The 12,968-nt window shown below is 58.6% G+C and carries 16 protein-coding genes; 5 read left to right on the top strand and 11 right to left on the bottom strand.

The window, feature by feature from the left end; genetic code table 11:
* Window positions 1-155 precede the first annotated feature (155 nt).
* Window positions 156-416, bottom strand: a complete 261-nt coding sequence (locus HKK55_RS11485; protein ID WP_169354787.1) for a hypothetical protein — start codon at window positions 414-416, stop codon at window positions 156-158.
* Window positions 417-747: 331 nt separating this feature from the next.
* On the opposite strand from HKK55_RS11485, the gene HKK55_RS11480 reads away from it, so the two are divergent.
* Window positions 748-2,073 carry a sigma-54 dependent transcriptional regulator gene (locus tag HKK55_RS11480; RefSeq protein WP_169354786.1) on the top strand — a complete coding sequence of 442 codons (1,326 nt, stop codon included), beginning with the start codon at window positions 748-750 and terminating at the stop codon, window positions 2,071-2,073.
* 61 nt (window positions 2,074-2,134) lie between these two features.
* On the opposite strand, the gene HKK55_RS11475 is transcribed toward HKK55_RS11480, so the two are convergent.
* The 7 genes from HKK55_RS11475 to HKK55_RS11445 all read right to left on the bottom strand — a co-directional run bounded on the left by HKK55_RS11475 (window position 2,135) and on the right by HKK55_RS11445 (window position 8,124).
* Window positions 2,135-3,424, bottom strand: coding sequence for a hypothetical protein (locus HKK55_RS11475; RefSeq protein ID WP_169354785.1), 1,290 nt, complete (start codon window positions 3,422-3,424; stop codon window positions 2,135-2,137).
* A gap of 46 nt (window positions 3,425-3,470) precedes the next feature.
* Entirely contained in the window at window positions 3,471-4,217 is a 747-nt protein-coding gene (locus tag HKK55_RS11470) for a hypothetical protein (RefSeq protein WP_169354784.1), read from the bottom strand.
* Window positions 4,218-4,255: 38 nt separating this feature from the next.
* Window positions 4,256-4,933: a C39 family peptidase gene (locus HKK55_RS11465; protein WP_169354783.1), complete on the bottom strand. Its 678-nt coding sequence runs from the start codon at window positions 4,931-4,933 to the stop codon at window positions 4,256-4,258.
* Window positions 4,934-4,994: 61 nt separating this feature from the next.
* Window positions 4,995-5,738, bottom strand: coding sequence for a hypothetical protein (locus tag HKK55_RS11460; protein ID WP_169354782.1), 744 nt, complete (start codon window positions 5,736-5,738; stop codon window positions 4,995-4,997).
* A 64-nt stretch (window positions 5,739-5,802) separates the two neighbouring features.
* On the bottom strand, window positions 5,803-6,357 hold the full coding sequence (locus HKK55_RS11455) for an adhesin (protein ID WP_169354781.1): 555 nt from the start codon (window positions 6,355-6,357) through the stop codon (window positions 5,803-5,805).
* Window positions 6,357-6,803, bottom strand: coding sequence for a hypothetical protein (locus tag HKK55_RS11450; RefSeq protein ID WP_169354780.1), 447 nt, complete (start codon window positions 6,801-6,803; stop codon window positions 6,357-6,359). Before HKK55_RS11450 ends, HKK55_RS11455 begins: the two co-directional genes overlap by 1 nt.
* 319 nt (window positions 6,804-7,122) lie before the next feature.
* Window positions 7,123-8,124, bottom strand: coding sequence for a FecR family protein (locus HKK55_RS11445; protein WP_169354779.1), 1,002 nt, complete (start codon window positions 8,122-8,124; stop codon window positions 7,123-7,125).
* A gap of 151 nt (window positions 8,125-8,275) precedes the next feature.
* Here HKK55_RS11445 and HKK55_RS11440 point away from each other — a divergent pair, with 151 nt between their 5' ends.
* Together HKK55_RS11440 and HKK55_RS11435 are read left to right on the top strand one after the other, a co-directional pair.
* On the top strand, window positions 8,276-8,545 hold the full coding sequence (locus tag HKK55_RS11440; RefSeq protein ID WP_169354778.1) for a PepSY domain-containing protein: 270 nt from the start codon (window positions 8,276-8,278) through the stop codon (window positions 8,543-8,545).
* A 156-nt stretch (window positions 8,546-8,701) separates the two neighbouring features.
* The gene (locus HKK55_RS11435) at window positions 8,702-9,739 is read left to right on the top strand and encodes an Ldh family oxidoreductase (RefSeq protein ID WP_169354777.1); all 1,038 of its coding nucleotides are present in this window, start codon (window positions 8,702-8,704) and stop codon (window positions 9,737-9,739) included.
* 32 nt (window positions 9,740-9,771) lie between these two features.
* Here the strand turns inward: HKK55_RS11435 and HKK55_RS11430 are convergent, their stop codons facing one another.
* The gene (locus HKK55_RS11430) at window positions 9,772-10,101 is read right to left on the bottom strand and encodes a YqjD family protein (RefSeq protein WP_169354776.1); all 330 of its coding nucleotides are present in this window, start codon (window positions 10,099-10,101) and stop codon (window positions 9,772-9,774) included.
* Window positions 10,102-10,265: 164 nt separating this feature from the next.
* Between HKK55_RS11430 and HKK55_RS11425 the strand changes: the two genes are divergently transcribed.
* A complete protein-coding gene (locus HKK55_RS11425; RefSeq protein ID WP_155583833.1) occupies window positions 10,266-10,517 on the top strand; it encodes a hypothetical protein in 252 nt (83 codons plus the stop codon).
* Here the strand turns inward: HKK55_RS11425 and HKK55_RS11420 are convergent.
* Window positions 10,492-11,418, bottom strand: coding sequence for a LysR family transcriptional regulator (locus HKK55_RS11420; protein ID WP_169354775.1), 927 nt, complete (start codon window positions 11,416-11,418; stop codon window positions 10,492-10,494). The genes HKK55_RS11425 and HKK55_RS11420 overlap by 26 nt on opposite strands.
* A gap of 83 nt (window positions 11,419-11,501) precedes the next feature.
* On the opposite strand from HKK55_RS11420, the gene HKK55_RS11415 reads away from it, so the two are divergent.
* Window positions 11,502-12,428 carry a carbon-nitrogen hydrolase family protein gene (locus HKK55_RS11415; RefSeq protein ID WP_169354774.1) on the top strand — a complete coding sequence of 309 codons (927 nt, stop codon included), beginning with the start codon at window positions 11,502-11,504 and terminating at the stop codon, window positions 12,426-12,428.
* Here HKK55_RS11415 and HKK55_RS11410 read toward each other — a convergent pair.
* A complete protein-coding gene (locus tag HKK55_RS11410) occupies window positions 12,415-12,963 on the bottom strand; it encodes a GNAT family N-acetyltransferase (RefSeq protein WP_169354773.1) in 549 nt (182 codons plus the stop codon). The genes HKK55_RS11415 and HKK55_RS11410 overlap by 14 nt on opposite strands.
* Window positions 12,964-12,968 lie beyond the last annotated feature (5 nt).

Here is a 12,968-nt window from a genome sequence, read left to right as displayed (position 1 = left end):
CAACGTGCCGCAGCGAGGAGAGAAGATCAAGTCGCGGTGGGATTTATTTTGGCGTTAGTTGGCAAGTAGCGGGAAAAGTGTTGGTAACGGGTTCTAATCGTTAGACCAAGAAGGCGAGTGACAGAACATGTTCCGTCACTCGCTAGCGTCTTGTGTTACTTGGGCATGTCCCAGGATTGCAGGGTGTAGCCTTCTTTACTCAGTTCGGAACGCGCTTGAATAAGCAGGTCTTCCAACTGTGCCGGATCGGAGTAAGTACTGGATGACACCTGTTTGCGGCCAATACGGGTATTGGTCCGGTCGATGACGGTCAGGCTGAGTTCGCCGTTACCGTCGGCCCAAGCCACACACTGAAAGGGTTTGAAGGCGCGGTCTGCAATCAAAAGTGCTTCGTTGATACGGAGCGGGGCGTTCATAGGGTCTTCTCGCTAAATGCCCAATCAAATGATCTGCCGTCGGTTGGGCTTACCGTTCGGCTTGTACTTGTACTGATGCACGATGGCGGGGTGCGGGTCACATGTTAGAACAACAATTTTCAACTTTCCGTGATTAGGGTCATGTAAGGCGCGCCTTTGAAAGTTTGGTGAAAGACGGGACTGGCTTTCCGTCTCACAAAAAAATCGTTTTTTTGACAGCTTTATAGCCAAACGATACAAGCCGGCGTCAAGATCTTGCTAGGGTTACCGACAGCATTCACAAACTACTGTTTCTAAATAACTTTAATGATTTTGACGCCAAGGAATAGTCATGGTCGTTACACCTACCCTGCGTAGCCTGCTTGTGGTCGATCCCTGCGATGATTGCCACCGGTTACTGCCCGGTTTACGCACAGTGGGGTGGGATGTGGACAGTTGCACCTTGGAAGCCGTAGGGGATCGGTCCTGTGATGTAGGGCTATTGCGCCTACAACCGTTTCATCTGGATCGACCCGAAGCAGTCAAGGAATTGATCAGTCGCAGCGGTACCGAATGGATTGCGGTACTGAGTCCGGAGATGTTGCGCCTGCAAAACGTCGGAGACTTTGTCTGCGAGTGGTTCTTCGATTTCCACACGTTACCGTTCGACGTGTCCCGAGTTCAGGTGACCTTGGGCCGCGCGTTTGGCATGGCACGGCTACGGGGGCAGGGTAATACCCAGGTTGAGCAGCAGGAGCATGAGCTGTTGGGGGACAGCCGGCCGATCCGCGAACTGCGCAAACTGCTGGCTAAACTGGCGCCCACCGAATCGCCGGTATTGATTCGGGGCGACAGCGGTACTGGCAAGGAGCTGGTCGCCAGAACCTTGCATCGGCAATCCCAGCGCCATGCCAAGCCCTTCGTGGCTATCAACTGCGGGGCGATTCCCGAGCACCTGATCCAATCCGAACTGTTTGGGCATGAAAAGGGCGCGTTCACTGGCGCGCACCAGCGCAAGGTCGGGAGGATCGAGGCCGCCCATGGCGGCACCTTGTTTCTCGATGAAATCGGCGACTTGCCCATGGAGTTGCAAGCCAACCTGCTACGGTTTCTCCAGGAAAAGCACATCGAGCGGGTGGGGGGCAGCCAGCCGATTCCGGTGGATGTACGGGTATTGGCAGCGACCCACGTCGATCTGGAAGCTGCGATTGAGAAGGGCACCTTTCGCGAAGATTTGTATTACCGGCTCAATGTCCTGCAGGTGATGACCGCGCCCCTGCGTGAGCGCCACGGTGACGTAGGCATGCTGGCCAGTCATTTTTCCCATTTCTACAGCCGCGAAACCGGCCGCCGTCCCCGCAGTTTCAGCGAGGACGCGCTGGTGGCCATGGGTAAACATGCATGGCCAGGCAATGTGCGGGAATTGGCCAATCGGGTACGCCGTGGTCTGGTCCTGGCCGAAGGGCGGCAGATCGAAGCCATGGATCTGGGGCTGCAAAGCCACCAGTCCATCGCCTTGCCAATGGCAACCCTGGAAGATTACAAGCACCGCGCCGAACGCCAGGCGCTGTGTGACGTGCTCAACCGGCATAGCGACAACCTGAGTGTCGCGGCCCGTGTGCTGGGGGTGTCCCGGCCGACGTTCTACCGGTTGTTGCACAAACACCAGATCCGCTAGGGTGGGTAAAAAAGCCCCGTAACGACCCTTATCGTTACGGGGCTTTTCCTTTTGTTTGGGCTTAGAAGTAGTAAGGGAACTTCAGGCTGAAGCTGAAGGACGGCGCATCCGGCGTGATCCCGATGGCCAGGTTAGGCACGATGGTCAGGTTGTCGCTCGCGGCGATGGTCATGCCGACGTTGAAATAGCCGGCGTTGGCATCGCTGGATACCACCGACTGCCAGTCGCCGCCGTCAGGCTTGAGTTTGCTCTTGCGTTGCACCAGGTCGGAGACCGAGAACGACATACTCATCTTTTCGTTCAAGGCAAAGGCCACGCCAGCGCCGATCTGGAAGCTGTCACCCAACCGCACTTTGCCGGGGACCTTTTGGTTGACCGTGGAGCTGATGTCACCAAAGGACTCTTCAAGGTTATGGGTGTAGGAAAGTGAGCCGAACAACACCGCAGGGTCAAAGGTCTTGACCAGCGAGATGCCGGGAGTGATCGACCAGACGCCGTTACCGGTGGGCAGGTTCTCCGGCACATACAGGTTGGTGTTGTTGGGTGATTGCACCAGCTTGATACCGAACGGATCTTCACCGGTGGGCGCCTTGAGCCGCAACGAAACGACCGCGTCCGGGAGGCTGGCTGATTCGTCGAGGAACTTGTAGGCCACGCCAAAGTTGACGTCGCCAATGGTCGGGTTGCGGCTGACCGACTCTTCAGAGGTCGCCGTACCGCTGCCGCCATTGGCGCCACCGGACTGGTAGGTCGATTCGCGATACACCACGGGCACGTTCACATCGAACTGCCAGCGATTATCGAGGTTGTAGCGCCCGGTCAGGTCCACAGTCCAACTATCAGACTTGATTCGGTCCAGGTTGATATTGCCGAGGAAGATCGAGTCCAGCGCCAGAAAGCCATTGAGGGTCAACTGACGGGCATCGTAGCGGGCATAGGTGACGCCGGTTTCAAAGCTGAACTTGCCGTTGCCGAAGAAACCGCTGGCCTCGTTGTACAGATTGCTCACGCTTTGAGCGGGGGCCGAGTCGTCCTTGAGGGATTGCCCGTAGGAACTGCCTCCGGCGGCACCACCGGAAGTGTTGGCGGCCACGGTAGATCCGCCTTTCTGGAAATCTGCAGGGGATTTGGCCAAGCGTTTGGGCGTTGGTGCCGCCGGCTGATCTTCGACTTGGCGTACGCGCTGTTCAAGGACCGCCAGGGCTTTCTGCTGTACCTCGTAACGTTGTTTAAGCTCCATCAGTTGCTGCTTGAGGGCTTCGATATCGGCGTCCGGCGCGGCATATAACAAACTCGCGGGCAGGAGTGTACTTAAACAGACCACCGCACGTAGCGATAACGATCGAGGCATGAAAGCCGTCCTTTTCTAGTGCGTGGGTGTCGAGGCTCAGCGTAGTTCAATAACCCATTGAGCGTAGGTTCTTGAGTTGGTCCAGATTGCAATTGAGTGCCGTGTTGCCGAGGCCGTTGTTTCCCATGACCACATTGAGCTGGGTCATGTTGTTGACGAAATTGCTGTTGCCTTGCAAAACCGTGCCCTGCAGGACGTTTCCGCCGCCGATCTGCTGCACGCTGTTGCCTTGGTTATGGTTGGCCTGAATGGCCATTTGCAGGCCGCCATTGGTGGCGGAAACGCTGACCCGGCCCGCGCCACTATCGCCAGTGATGGTGCCGCCGGCCACCAGCGTCTGTCCGGATTGCACGATGTTGGCGGGTGCCAGGCCGTTATCGCTTACCTTGATGCCGACATTGTTGTAAGCCGTATTGCCATCGCCGGCCGCGCGTACGCTTTGAGTCACACCCTGGCCGCTGCCCAGGCCTGTGCCACCGACCACGGTGCCGGTGCCCGTATTCGGCGTCGGGCCTTTGCCCGAGCTGCCGGTGGTCTGTACATAAAATTGTGGGGTGATGGTGGAGGAGTCGATCTGCATGCTCGCCTTACCGGTAATGCTGTCGCCTGCCGCATTGGTCCAGGTACTGCTCATGACAATGCCGAAGCTGATGATCCGTCCGGGCATGACGTAGCGACCGCGTAACTGGGCCAGTTCCGAATCCTTCATTTCAATCGGCTTGAACACCGTTGAAGCATAAGCAGGCATCGCGGCTGCCAGGCACATGACCGTCAGCCAACGGTAAGTGTTCATGGTGTGCTCCTGGAGCGTCCTGCCCCTTATTGCGCTTCCTAGAAGAAGTCGCTCTGGATAAAACCGAAGTCCATCAGCTCTGAATCACGGACCGGACTGAACTCGTTCAGCTTGTTTTTCGCGGTCAAGGGCGTGGGCGGAGCGAGCAGGACGTTGGCCTTGTCGTAGCCTTCACCCAATATCGCAAACACAATGCCATTCCAGCCTTTGACGAAATCGTCCTTCGAATAACGCTTATGGCCCAGCACCGGATCGCCGATATAGACCCAATCCTTGTCGGCCCGCTGCATCACCACGAAGTGTTTGTAGCCGCGGATTTCCAGCAGCACCACCACCGGGATCTTCACGGTGATCAAGGTGTCAGGCCCGATCCGGTAACCTCGGGCGCGCATGCCGATGCTTTCGAGGTAACGCTTCATGTCCAGCATGGAAAAGCCCTGGGTGCGCACCAGGTCCTGATCGGCATTGACCAGCATGCCTTTGATGACGTGGTCTTCATCCACGTCCATCCAATAGGCCTGGCGCAAGATGGTCGCCAGTGCTGCGGCACCGCAGCTGAAATCGGTTTTCTGTTCCACCAGGTTGGCGAAGCGCCGTTCGCGGATGCTCTCGACCTTCTTGTAGATCACCGAGCCACCTGGCATGGCAATCGCCATTTGCGCCGCCAAGGTAGGACCGGCGAACAGCAACAAGAGGGTGAGGGCGATGATCCGCATGATCGAATGACCTGTTGGACACTGGAATAAGAAAGGGCCTTGTTGCCAAGGCCCCGTTGGATCAGAAGCGAACGTTTGCTGCACACTGGGTGCAACCGCTGCCCAGAGACAGGGTGTTGCTTTGCTGGTTGCCGGCACCTGCGGCGATGTTGACACCCAGGTTGCCCGAGGAGCCGTTACCCGAACCGTTCAGGCTGGCGTTGTTGGTGACGACTTGCGCGCTGCCATAGCCGCCGTGGCCAGCAGGTTGGTTGGTGTAGACGTTGGCCAGAGCTTGTTGATCGGTATTCGACACAGCGGCCAGCGACTTGCCGTCGGAGGTCACGATTGCCAGGTTGTTTTTCTGTTGGTTGCCGGTACCGGCTGCCACGTTAGCGCCGGCATTGCCGGAGCTACCATTGAGCGAGCCGTTGAGGGAGGCGTTGTTGCGAGTCCCTTCGTTATTGAATTTGTTGTCTTTGCTTTCCTGATACACATCGACCAGGGCGAAGACCGTCAAGGCATCTCCGGCGCTGCTGGCAATGGCCGCCGCGTTGTCTTGCTGGTTACCGGAGCCTGAGGCCACGTTGGCGCCCAGGTTGCCATTGCTGCCGTTCAGTGATCCGTTGGCAGAGGCGTTGTTTTCGGTTTTTTCGTCGGTGAATTTGTTGTCCTTATTCACTTGTGTGTCGGTCACTACCGCAGCCACGGTTCCGCTTGGCTGAGGTTGAGGGTGCCAGCCACCGCCGCCGCCGGCTTGTGCAGCAACAGCCATGAGCGCAGCCAGAGCAAAAACCAGAGGTTTAAGAGCCATTGTGGGTTTCATGGTGTATCTCCTTGCTTCTAATTGTGGGTTAAGTGTTGGTACGGTCCAGCGAACAGCTCGGGTATCAATTGAGCTGCAGGTTCAGGGTGTTAGCCACTCGGTTCCCCACCCCGGCACTCTGGTTCACCTGTACCACTCCTCGGCTGCCGGTGAAGGCCTGGTCGCTGGTAACGACCTGGCGGCTGCCAGTGGTGGAGGTGGGCCCTGAGTTTGGTGACAGCGTCACGTTTTGCTGTGACAGGACGCTGTCGTCGATGCTTTGGGGACCTGCATTGATGCTGATCCGCACGGCATTGATCGATTGGTTGTTGGCCCCGGCCGACTGGTTGACGCCCAGTACTCCGTTGCCATTGCTGAAAGAAGAACCCTGGATCGCCGCCTTGGCATTCAGGGAAGGATCGGCCTTGCTGTCGAGTTTCTGGGTGAGAGCGCCACTGGATTGGCCACCGACCGTAATGGATCGGCTGTTGATCTGTTGTTGCTGGTTGCCGGCGGCCTGGTTGACCGAGGCGACGCCGCCATACTGTTGGCCTGAGTTATCGATCTGCGCTTTGTTGTCGCTGCCAGCCATGACCGATGAGCAGCCCAGCAGCGCGAAGATCAGCCAGGAGCGATTCATCACTGGCCTCCCATCATGTTGCTGATGTTGTTAAGGGGCGTCATACCGCGTTGAATTGAACCGTTGATTTGCCCGGCCATGCTTGACCCGCCGCCGCTGTGCCCAATGGCTGAACCACCAAGGCCGGAGGTGCTGGCGGCCTGGGTTGTGTTCAAGCCGGGAAGGTTGCCGTTAGGCAGGATGGCGCGGGTGATGCCGGAACCGCTGGCGACTCCGGCGATATCGTTATCGCTGAGTTCGCCACTGGTAGCGCGTAGCACTTGTACGGAAGGATTGGCGTTGACGGTGGTTGGGTTGGGGTCAATGCCAGGGGAGCGGCCGGCCATGTGACCTTGTACCGTGCGCTGGATCACGATGATCCCATCACCGGCGGCGAACGCAGCGGTACTGATGAGTACACAACTGATCAGCAGGAGGCTCATCGAGCCTGGAGTGAAGGTGATCACGGCAGCATTCCTTGTTTTGTAACGCTGACCCTAAACAGCGTTATCAGGAACAGAGCAGAAGCTGTGCCGCTTTTAATTTTTCTTTTGTATTCAGTTGGTTGAACGATACGAGAGGGAGGGAGGCAAATGATGTGTATCAAGCCTGAAACAGCGCGCTGGCCATGATCCCGTCAGCCGTATATGCCTATGCCTGTCTCAGAAATGAAGCACTCTGGATGACAATCCGGTGATGCCGCAGCGGGCCGTTGATTCAGACGAGATGGGTGTTTCAAAAGTGGACACTTCAAAGCGCACGGGGCCCGGCGCAAAATATTGGCGATCAGCCCTTGGGCGTTTTTTGCGGTATCGAATTGAGCACGGGATTGCCGTCCTGGTTCAGGGTCAGATAGACCGGCAGGACTTTGGGCAAGGAGGGGACGAGGTTGCTGACTTCGTTGAGGTTGTAGATCCCGCCGATACGAATGGCACCCGTATTGGCGTCGGCCAGCATCACCGGTGTATTCAGGTAGCGGTTGATCAGCGGCAGGGCATCGGCCAGGGCCAGGTTGTCGAGAATCAGTTTTCCATCGCGCCAGGCGAGGGCGGTGTCGTCGGGGTCAATCGGCTTGACCTTGGGGCTGGTGTCGCCGCGGTTATAACTGGCCTGCATGCCGGGTGACAGCCGCGCTCCGCTGTGGGCCTCGTCACTGGCGATCTGCACCGAGCCTTCCAGCAACATGACCCGTACTTGGTCTTCGTATTTCCAGACGTTGAATTGGGTGCCCGTCACACGGATACGCCCTTCACCAGCCCGGACCACGAACGGGTGTCCGGCGTCATGGCTGACCTTGAAAAAGGCTTCGCCCTTGCGCAGGGTCACACGGCGTTCGTCTTTGTAGTTGCTGTAGATAAGCTCGGTGCCCAGGTTCAATTCCACCTGGCTGCCATCGCTCAGTGTGACCTGGCGCAGGCCGCCCTCGGCTTCAATGTGCTGATAGGAACTGGGCAACCAACCGGCTTCCCAGCCGGTGAAAGCGGCCAGGGGCAAGGCAACCAGGCAGACAGCTGCGGCGACCGCATAGGTGCGTACCCGGCTACGTGGCTTGAATGGCACAACGACCGGAGTTGGCGTGGTTTCAATGCGCGGCAAGTGATCGGCGACATCCCAGATTTCCAGCATCGCCGCGTACTCGAAGGCATGCAGTGGATGGGCGTCGTGCCATTGCGTAAATGCCTGACGTTCGGCAGTCGTGCAATCAGAGGCGTGCAGACGCATGCACCAGTGCGCGGCCGCATCGGTGATAGCGTCATATTCGGCTTCTGAAAGGGACTGTTCGGTCATTGATTCATCCTGATTTCCTACATTCTAACCTTCACGGCCCCGTGACGAGAACAGCAGTCATGGCAATTGCCCATCAATTGGAACTATTTCTTAAACACCGCGCCCTAAAACACAGGAACAGTGTCTGTCTTTGTTTAAATGGAGTATGAAAATGCTGAAGAAAACCTTAGCTGCCATGATTGCCGCCACTACCTTGCTCAGCGCGGGCGCTGCCCTGGCTGATCGCCCGGGTGCCGGCTGGATCACCATCGAAAAAGCCATCGAGACTGCCAAGACCAAGGCCGGGTACGTCGAGATCTACAAGATCGAGGCGGATAACGACGGCTATTGGGAAGGGGAAGGGCGTAAGTCTGACGGCGTGGTCTACGAGTTCCGCATCGACGGCACTTCCGGCAACGTGCTACGGGACCAGAAGGACTGATTCCGTCAGCACATGCCTCACCTGCCTGCCCTAGGCGCGGGCAGGCCTCTCATCAGAAGAACAGGTAGTTGACAGGCCACTCGCTCCGCGTTGTTTAATCATGAGGCTGAACCCAGCAGGCTGTAGCCCCCTCCAATAATTACACTGGAGCTTCAGATGTCAGCCACACCCGTTACTGCGGTGAATGCGTCGCAGACGATTGCCTTCACTGAACTGGTCGCCTTGCTCAAGCAAATCTTCATCCGCCATGGCACCTCACCTGAGGTCGCTGGCGTGCTGGCCGACAATTGCGCCCGCGCCGAACGCGATGGTGCTCATAGCCATGGGGTGTTTCGCATTCCGGGCTACGTCTCAACCCTGAACAGTGGTTGGGTCAATGGTGCTGCGGTGCCGGTGGTCGAGGATGTCGCCTCGGGGTTTGTCCGGGTCGACGCCGGCAATGGCTTTGCCCAGCCGGCATTGGCCGCTGCGCGTCCGTTACTGGTTGAAAAAGCCCGCAGCGCCGGGATCGCCGTGTTGGCTATCCGTAACTCCCACCACTTTGCTGCGCTGTGGCCCGATGTCGAGCCATTCGCCGAAGAAGGGCTGGTGGCCCTCAGCATGGTCAACAGCATGACCTGCGTGGTGCCCCATGGTGCTGACCGACCGCTGTTCGGCACCAACCCTATCGCCTTTGCGGCGCCACGGGCCGATGGACCGCCGATTGTCTTTGACCTTGCCACCAGTGCCATTGCCCATGGCGACGTGCAGATTGCTGCGCGCAAGGGCGAACGCGTACCACCGGGAACCGGCGTCGACAGCCTCGGGCAACCCACCCAGGACCCCAAGGCAATCCTCGAAGGCGGTGCGTTGCTGCCGTTTGGTGGGCACAAGGGGTCGGCGTTGTCGATGATGGTCGAGTTGTTGGCGGCGGCGTTGACCGGAGGTCATTTTTCTTTCGAGTTTGACTGGTCCAACCACCCTGGCGCCAAGACGCCCTGGACAGGCCAGTTGCTGATCGTGATCGACCCGAGCAAAACCGCCGGGCAGAACTTTGCCGAACGCAGCCAGGAGTTGGTGCGGCAGATGCATGCGGCGGGGCTTAAGCGCTTGCCTGGGGACCGCCGCCATCGTTCACGGGCGAAGGCTGTGGTGGAGGGGATTTCTATCGATAGTGATGAGTTGAGTCGGTTGCGGGTATTGGCGCAGAGTTAATGGTGGAGAGGGGCAAGCCCCTCTCCCTCATTTCAGTTGCGACGCCCCAGTAACAGGCCAACCACCAGGCCGAAACCTGCGGAGATGGCCACGGTTTGCCATGGGTGGCCACCGATGTAAGTCTCGGTGGCATCCACCACCGGCTTGCTGCGCTCACGCACGTTGGACACAGAGTCCAGGGCTTGCTTGAGTTTGATCGCCACCTGCTCACGCAGGGTTTCACCTTCTTCACCTACCAGGCTGGCACTGCTCTTGAGCAGCTTGTCCGATTCCTCGATCAGCGCCTGGAGTTCGCTGAAAGCTTGATCCTTGATTTGATCTTCGACAGCTTGCGCGGCTTGAGTGGCGGTTTTACGGGCCATTGGATAACTCCTTGATGTGTATTTGGCGATGAACAATGGAGTCGGGGAGCGCGGCAAAAGTTGCTTTTTTTTTCACGTCGCTGCCTTCCTGATGATAAATCCGAACTCAGACATTTCCACCTACAGTGTAAGATGTCGCCTATTTGCGCAGCAGGTAACTCCACATGAGCTTCAATCTGGCCAACAAGCCCCTAGCCGAGCGCGCCGCGCTTGAAGATGAAAAGTCCCGTCTGTATGACCTGTGGCAAAGCAACCTGGGCAAAGCCAAGGGCGAAGGTGCACGCTTGTTTGGCGAGCGCGCCAAGCGCAAGGGCAAGTGGGCCGAGTGGGTGCGTTCGGAGCTGGACAGCATGTCGCCGCCGGAATTTGCCAACATGGTGCGCAGTGAAGTCAATCGACTGATGGCGGCCAAGTAAAACAGGCGACCACCGCCTCCCGCACTTTCAGCAGCACCGGGTCCAACTGGGCCTGGGTGCGCCAGCCCAGTTCCACTGGATAACGCGGCAACGTCAGTGGGCACGGTAATACCCTCAAACCGGTCATGTGGGCGATGGCCTGGGCCGCGTGCCCGGGAATGGTCGCCACCGCTTGACTGCCCTTGAGCAGGAATGGCAAGGCCGCAAAATGTGTGGTCGAGGCGCAGACCTGGCGACTCAAACCCAGCGCGGCCAACCCTTCATCGGTGATCCCGATAAACCCGCCAGACGACACCAGCACATGCTCACGCTCGACGAACTCGTCAAGGCTGATGCTCTGCTGACCGGGCTCCACACTGCTGGGGTCCACCAGGCACTGATAATCACCTTCCCCCAGCACTTGCCGGCTCAGTCGCCGCTCAGCGAAGCCACCCGCAGTGATCGCCAGGTCCAGGGTGCGGTCGAGCAGGGCATTGGCGACGATCTGGCTATGGGTCTGGCGGAAGATCACCCGCAGCTTCGGCGCACGCCGGGCGATTTCTTCGATCAGGCGTCGGCCATAGGCAATCTCGAAATCGTCGGATAAACCCAACGCTACCGAACGCCCCTGATAATGACTGCCGTGGGGATCGACCATCGCCAGGCTTTGCCGGCAACGATCCAGCGCTTCGCTGATCACCGGTTTCAATTGATTGGCCCGCAAGGTGGGCGCCAGGCCTCGGCCGGTGCGCACAAACAACTGATCGCCATACAGCTCGCGCAAACGCCGCAAGGCCGCGCTGACGGCTGATTGCGTGACGCCCAAACGCAGTGCCGCACGGCTGGCGCTGGATTCATCGTGCAGGGCTTCGAAGGCTTTGAGCAGGTTGAGATCGACCTGGGCGATATTCATTTGGCTCATATCATTTAGCAGCGAGGCGGGCTTTATTCATGATCGGTGCTGGCCGGAGAATGGGCAACCCCCATTGATTCGGAGTGATCCCGATGCCCCTCTCTACTGTGGCTGCCCTGCAAATCGGTTCGTTGCCCGGCGGCAAGGGTGAAACCCTGGAGCAGATCCTTTCCTACGAAGACGCCATCACGCGCAGTGGTGCGCAATTAGTGGTGATGCCTGAGGCCTTGCTGGGTGGCTATCCCAAGGGTGAAGGGTTTGGCACGCAATTGGGTTACCGCTTGCCGGAAGGTCGCGAAGCGTTTGCCCGCTACTTTGCCAACGCCATCGACGTACCGGGCAGCGAAACTGATGCGCTGGCTGGCCTGTCGGCGCGCACCGGTGCCAGCCTGGTACTGGGTGTGATCGAACGCAGTGGCAGCACGTTGTACTGCACGGTGCTGTATTTCGAACCCCTGGGCGGTTTGGTGGCCAAGCATCGCAAGCTGATGCCCACGGGCACTGAACGGCTGATCTGGGGCAAGGGTGATGGCTCGACCTTGCCGGTGATCGACACGGCCGTGGGACGCATTGGCGGCGCTGTTTGCTGGGAAAACATGATGCCGCTGTTGCGCACGGCGATGTATGCCAAGGGTGTGGAGGTATGGTGCGCGCCAACAGTAGATGAGCGGGAAATGTGGCAGGTCAGCATGCGCCATATCGCCCATGAAGGGCGCTGCTTTGTGGTCAGTGCTTGCCAGGTTCAGGCATCACCTGAGGCCTTGGGTGTCGAGGTTGCCAACTGGCCCGCCGAGCGCCCGCTGATTGCCGGTGGCAGTGTGATTGTCGGGCCAATGGGTGACATTCTGGCCGGGCCTTTGCTCGGTGGGGCGGGGTTGCTCACGGCGCAAATTGATACCGATGACCTGGTGCGGGCACGGTATGACTACGACGTGGTTGGCCACTACGCCCGGCCGGATGTGTTTGAGCTGACCGTGGATGAACGGGCCAAGCCGGGCGTGCGATTTATCCGCGATTGAGCAGCCATTCCTCGCGGGTGATTTCCCAGATATCACGTGGGAAATTGCCTTCGACAAACTGGCCTTCGTCACTTCTGATCAGGCGCATTCCCGTGCGTTCGGAAATCCGGCGGGAAGCCGTGTTCGGCGCTGCCTTGGGTACTCGCATCACAGGCCGTTCAAGTACCTCGAACCAATAGTCGGTCACCGCCGCACTGGCCTCGGCCATCAACCCCTGGCCTTGCCACTGTGGCCCCAGCCAGAACCCACGATTGTTGTCGACGTCGTCCATCAGGCTGATGTTGCCGATCAGTTGCTCTGGCGCACTTTTCAGGCGGATCGACCAGTGCCATTCCTCACCACGGGCAATGGCCGGCAAGGCGATTTTTTCCAGATAGGTACGGGCACCATCGGCGGGGTAGGGCCAAGGCACGAAGGCATTGAGGTAACGCACCACTTCCCAGTGAGGGAACTGCTGCTGAATACCCTCGGCATCGTCGAGGGTCAGCGGGCGTAGAATCAGGTGTTTGGTGTAAAGCGTCGGTGGTGCGTCCATGGTGC

The organism is Pseudomonas sp. ADAK18 (assembly GCF_012935695.1).
Classification (GTDB): Bacteria; Pseudomonadota; Gammaproteobacteria; order Pseudomonadales; family Pseudomonadaceae; genus Aquipseudomonas.
The sequence above is the reverse complement of the archived record's forward strand: the minus strand, read 5'-3'. Positions and strand labels throughout refer to the sequence as shown.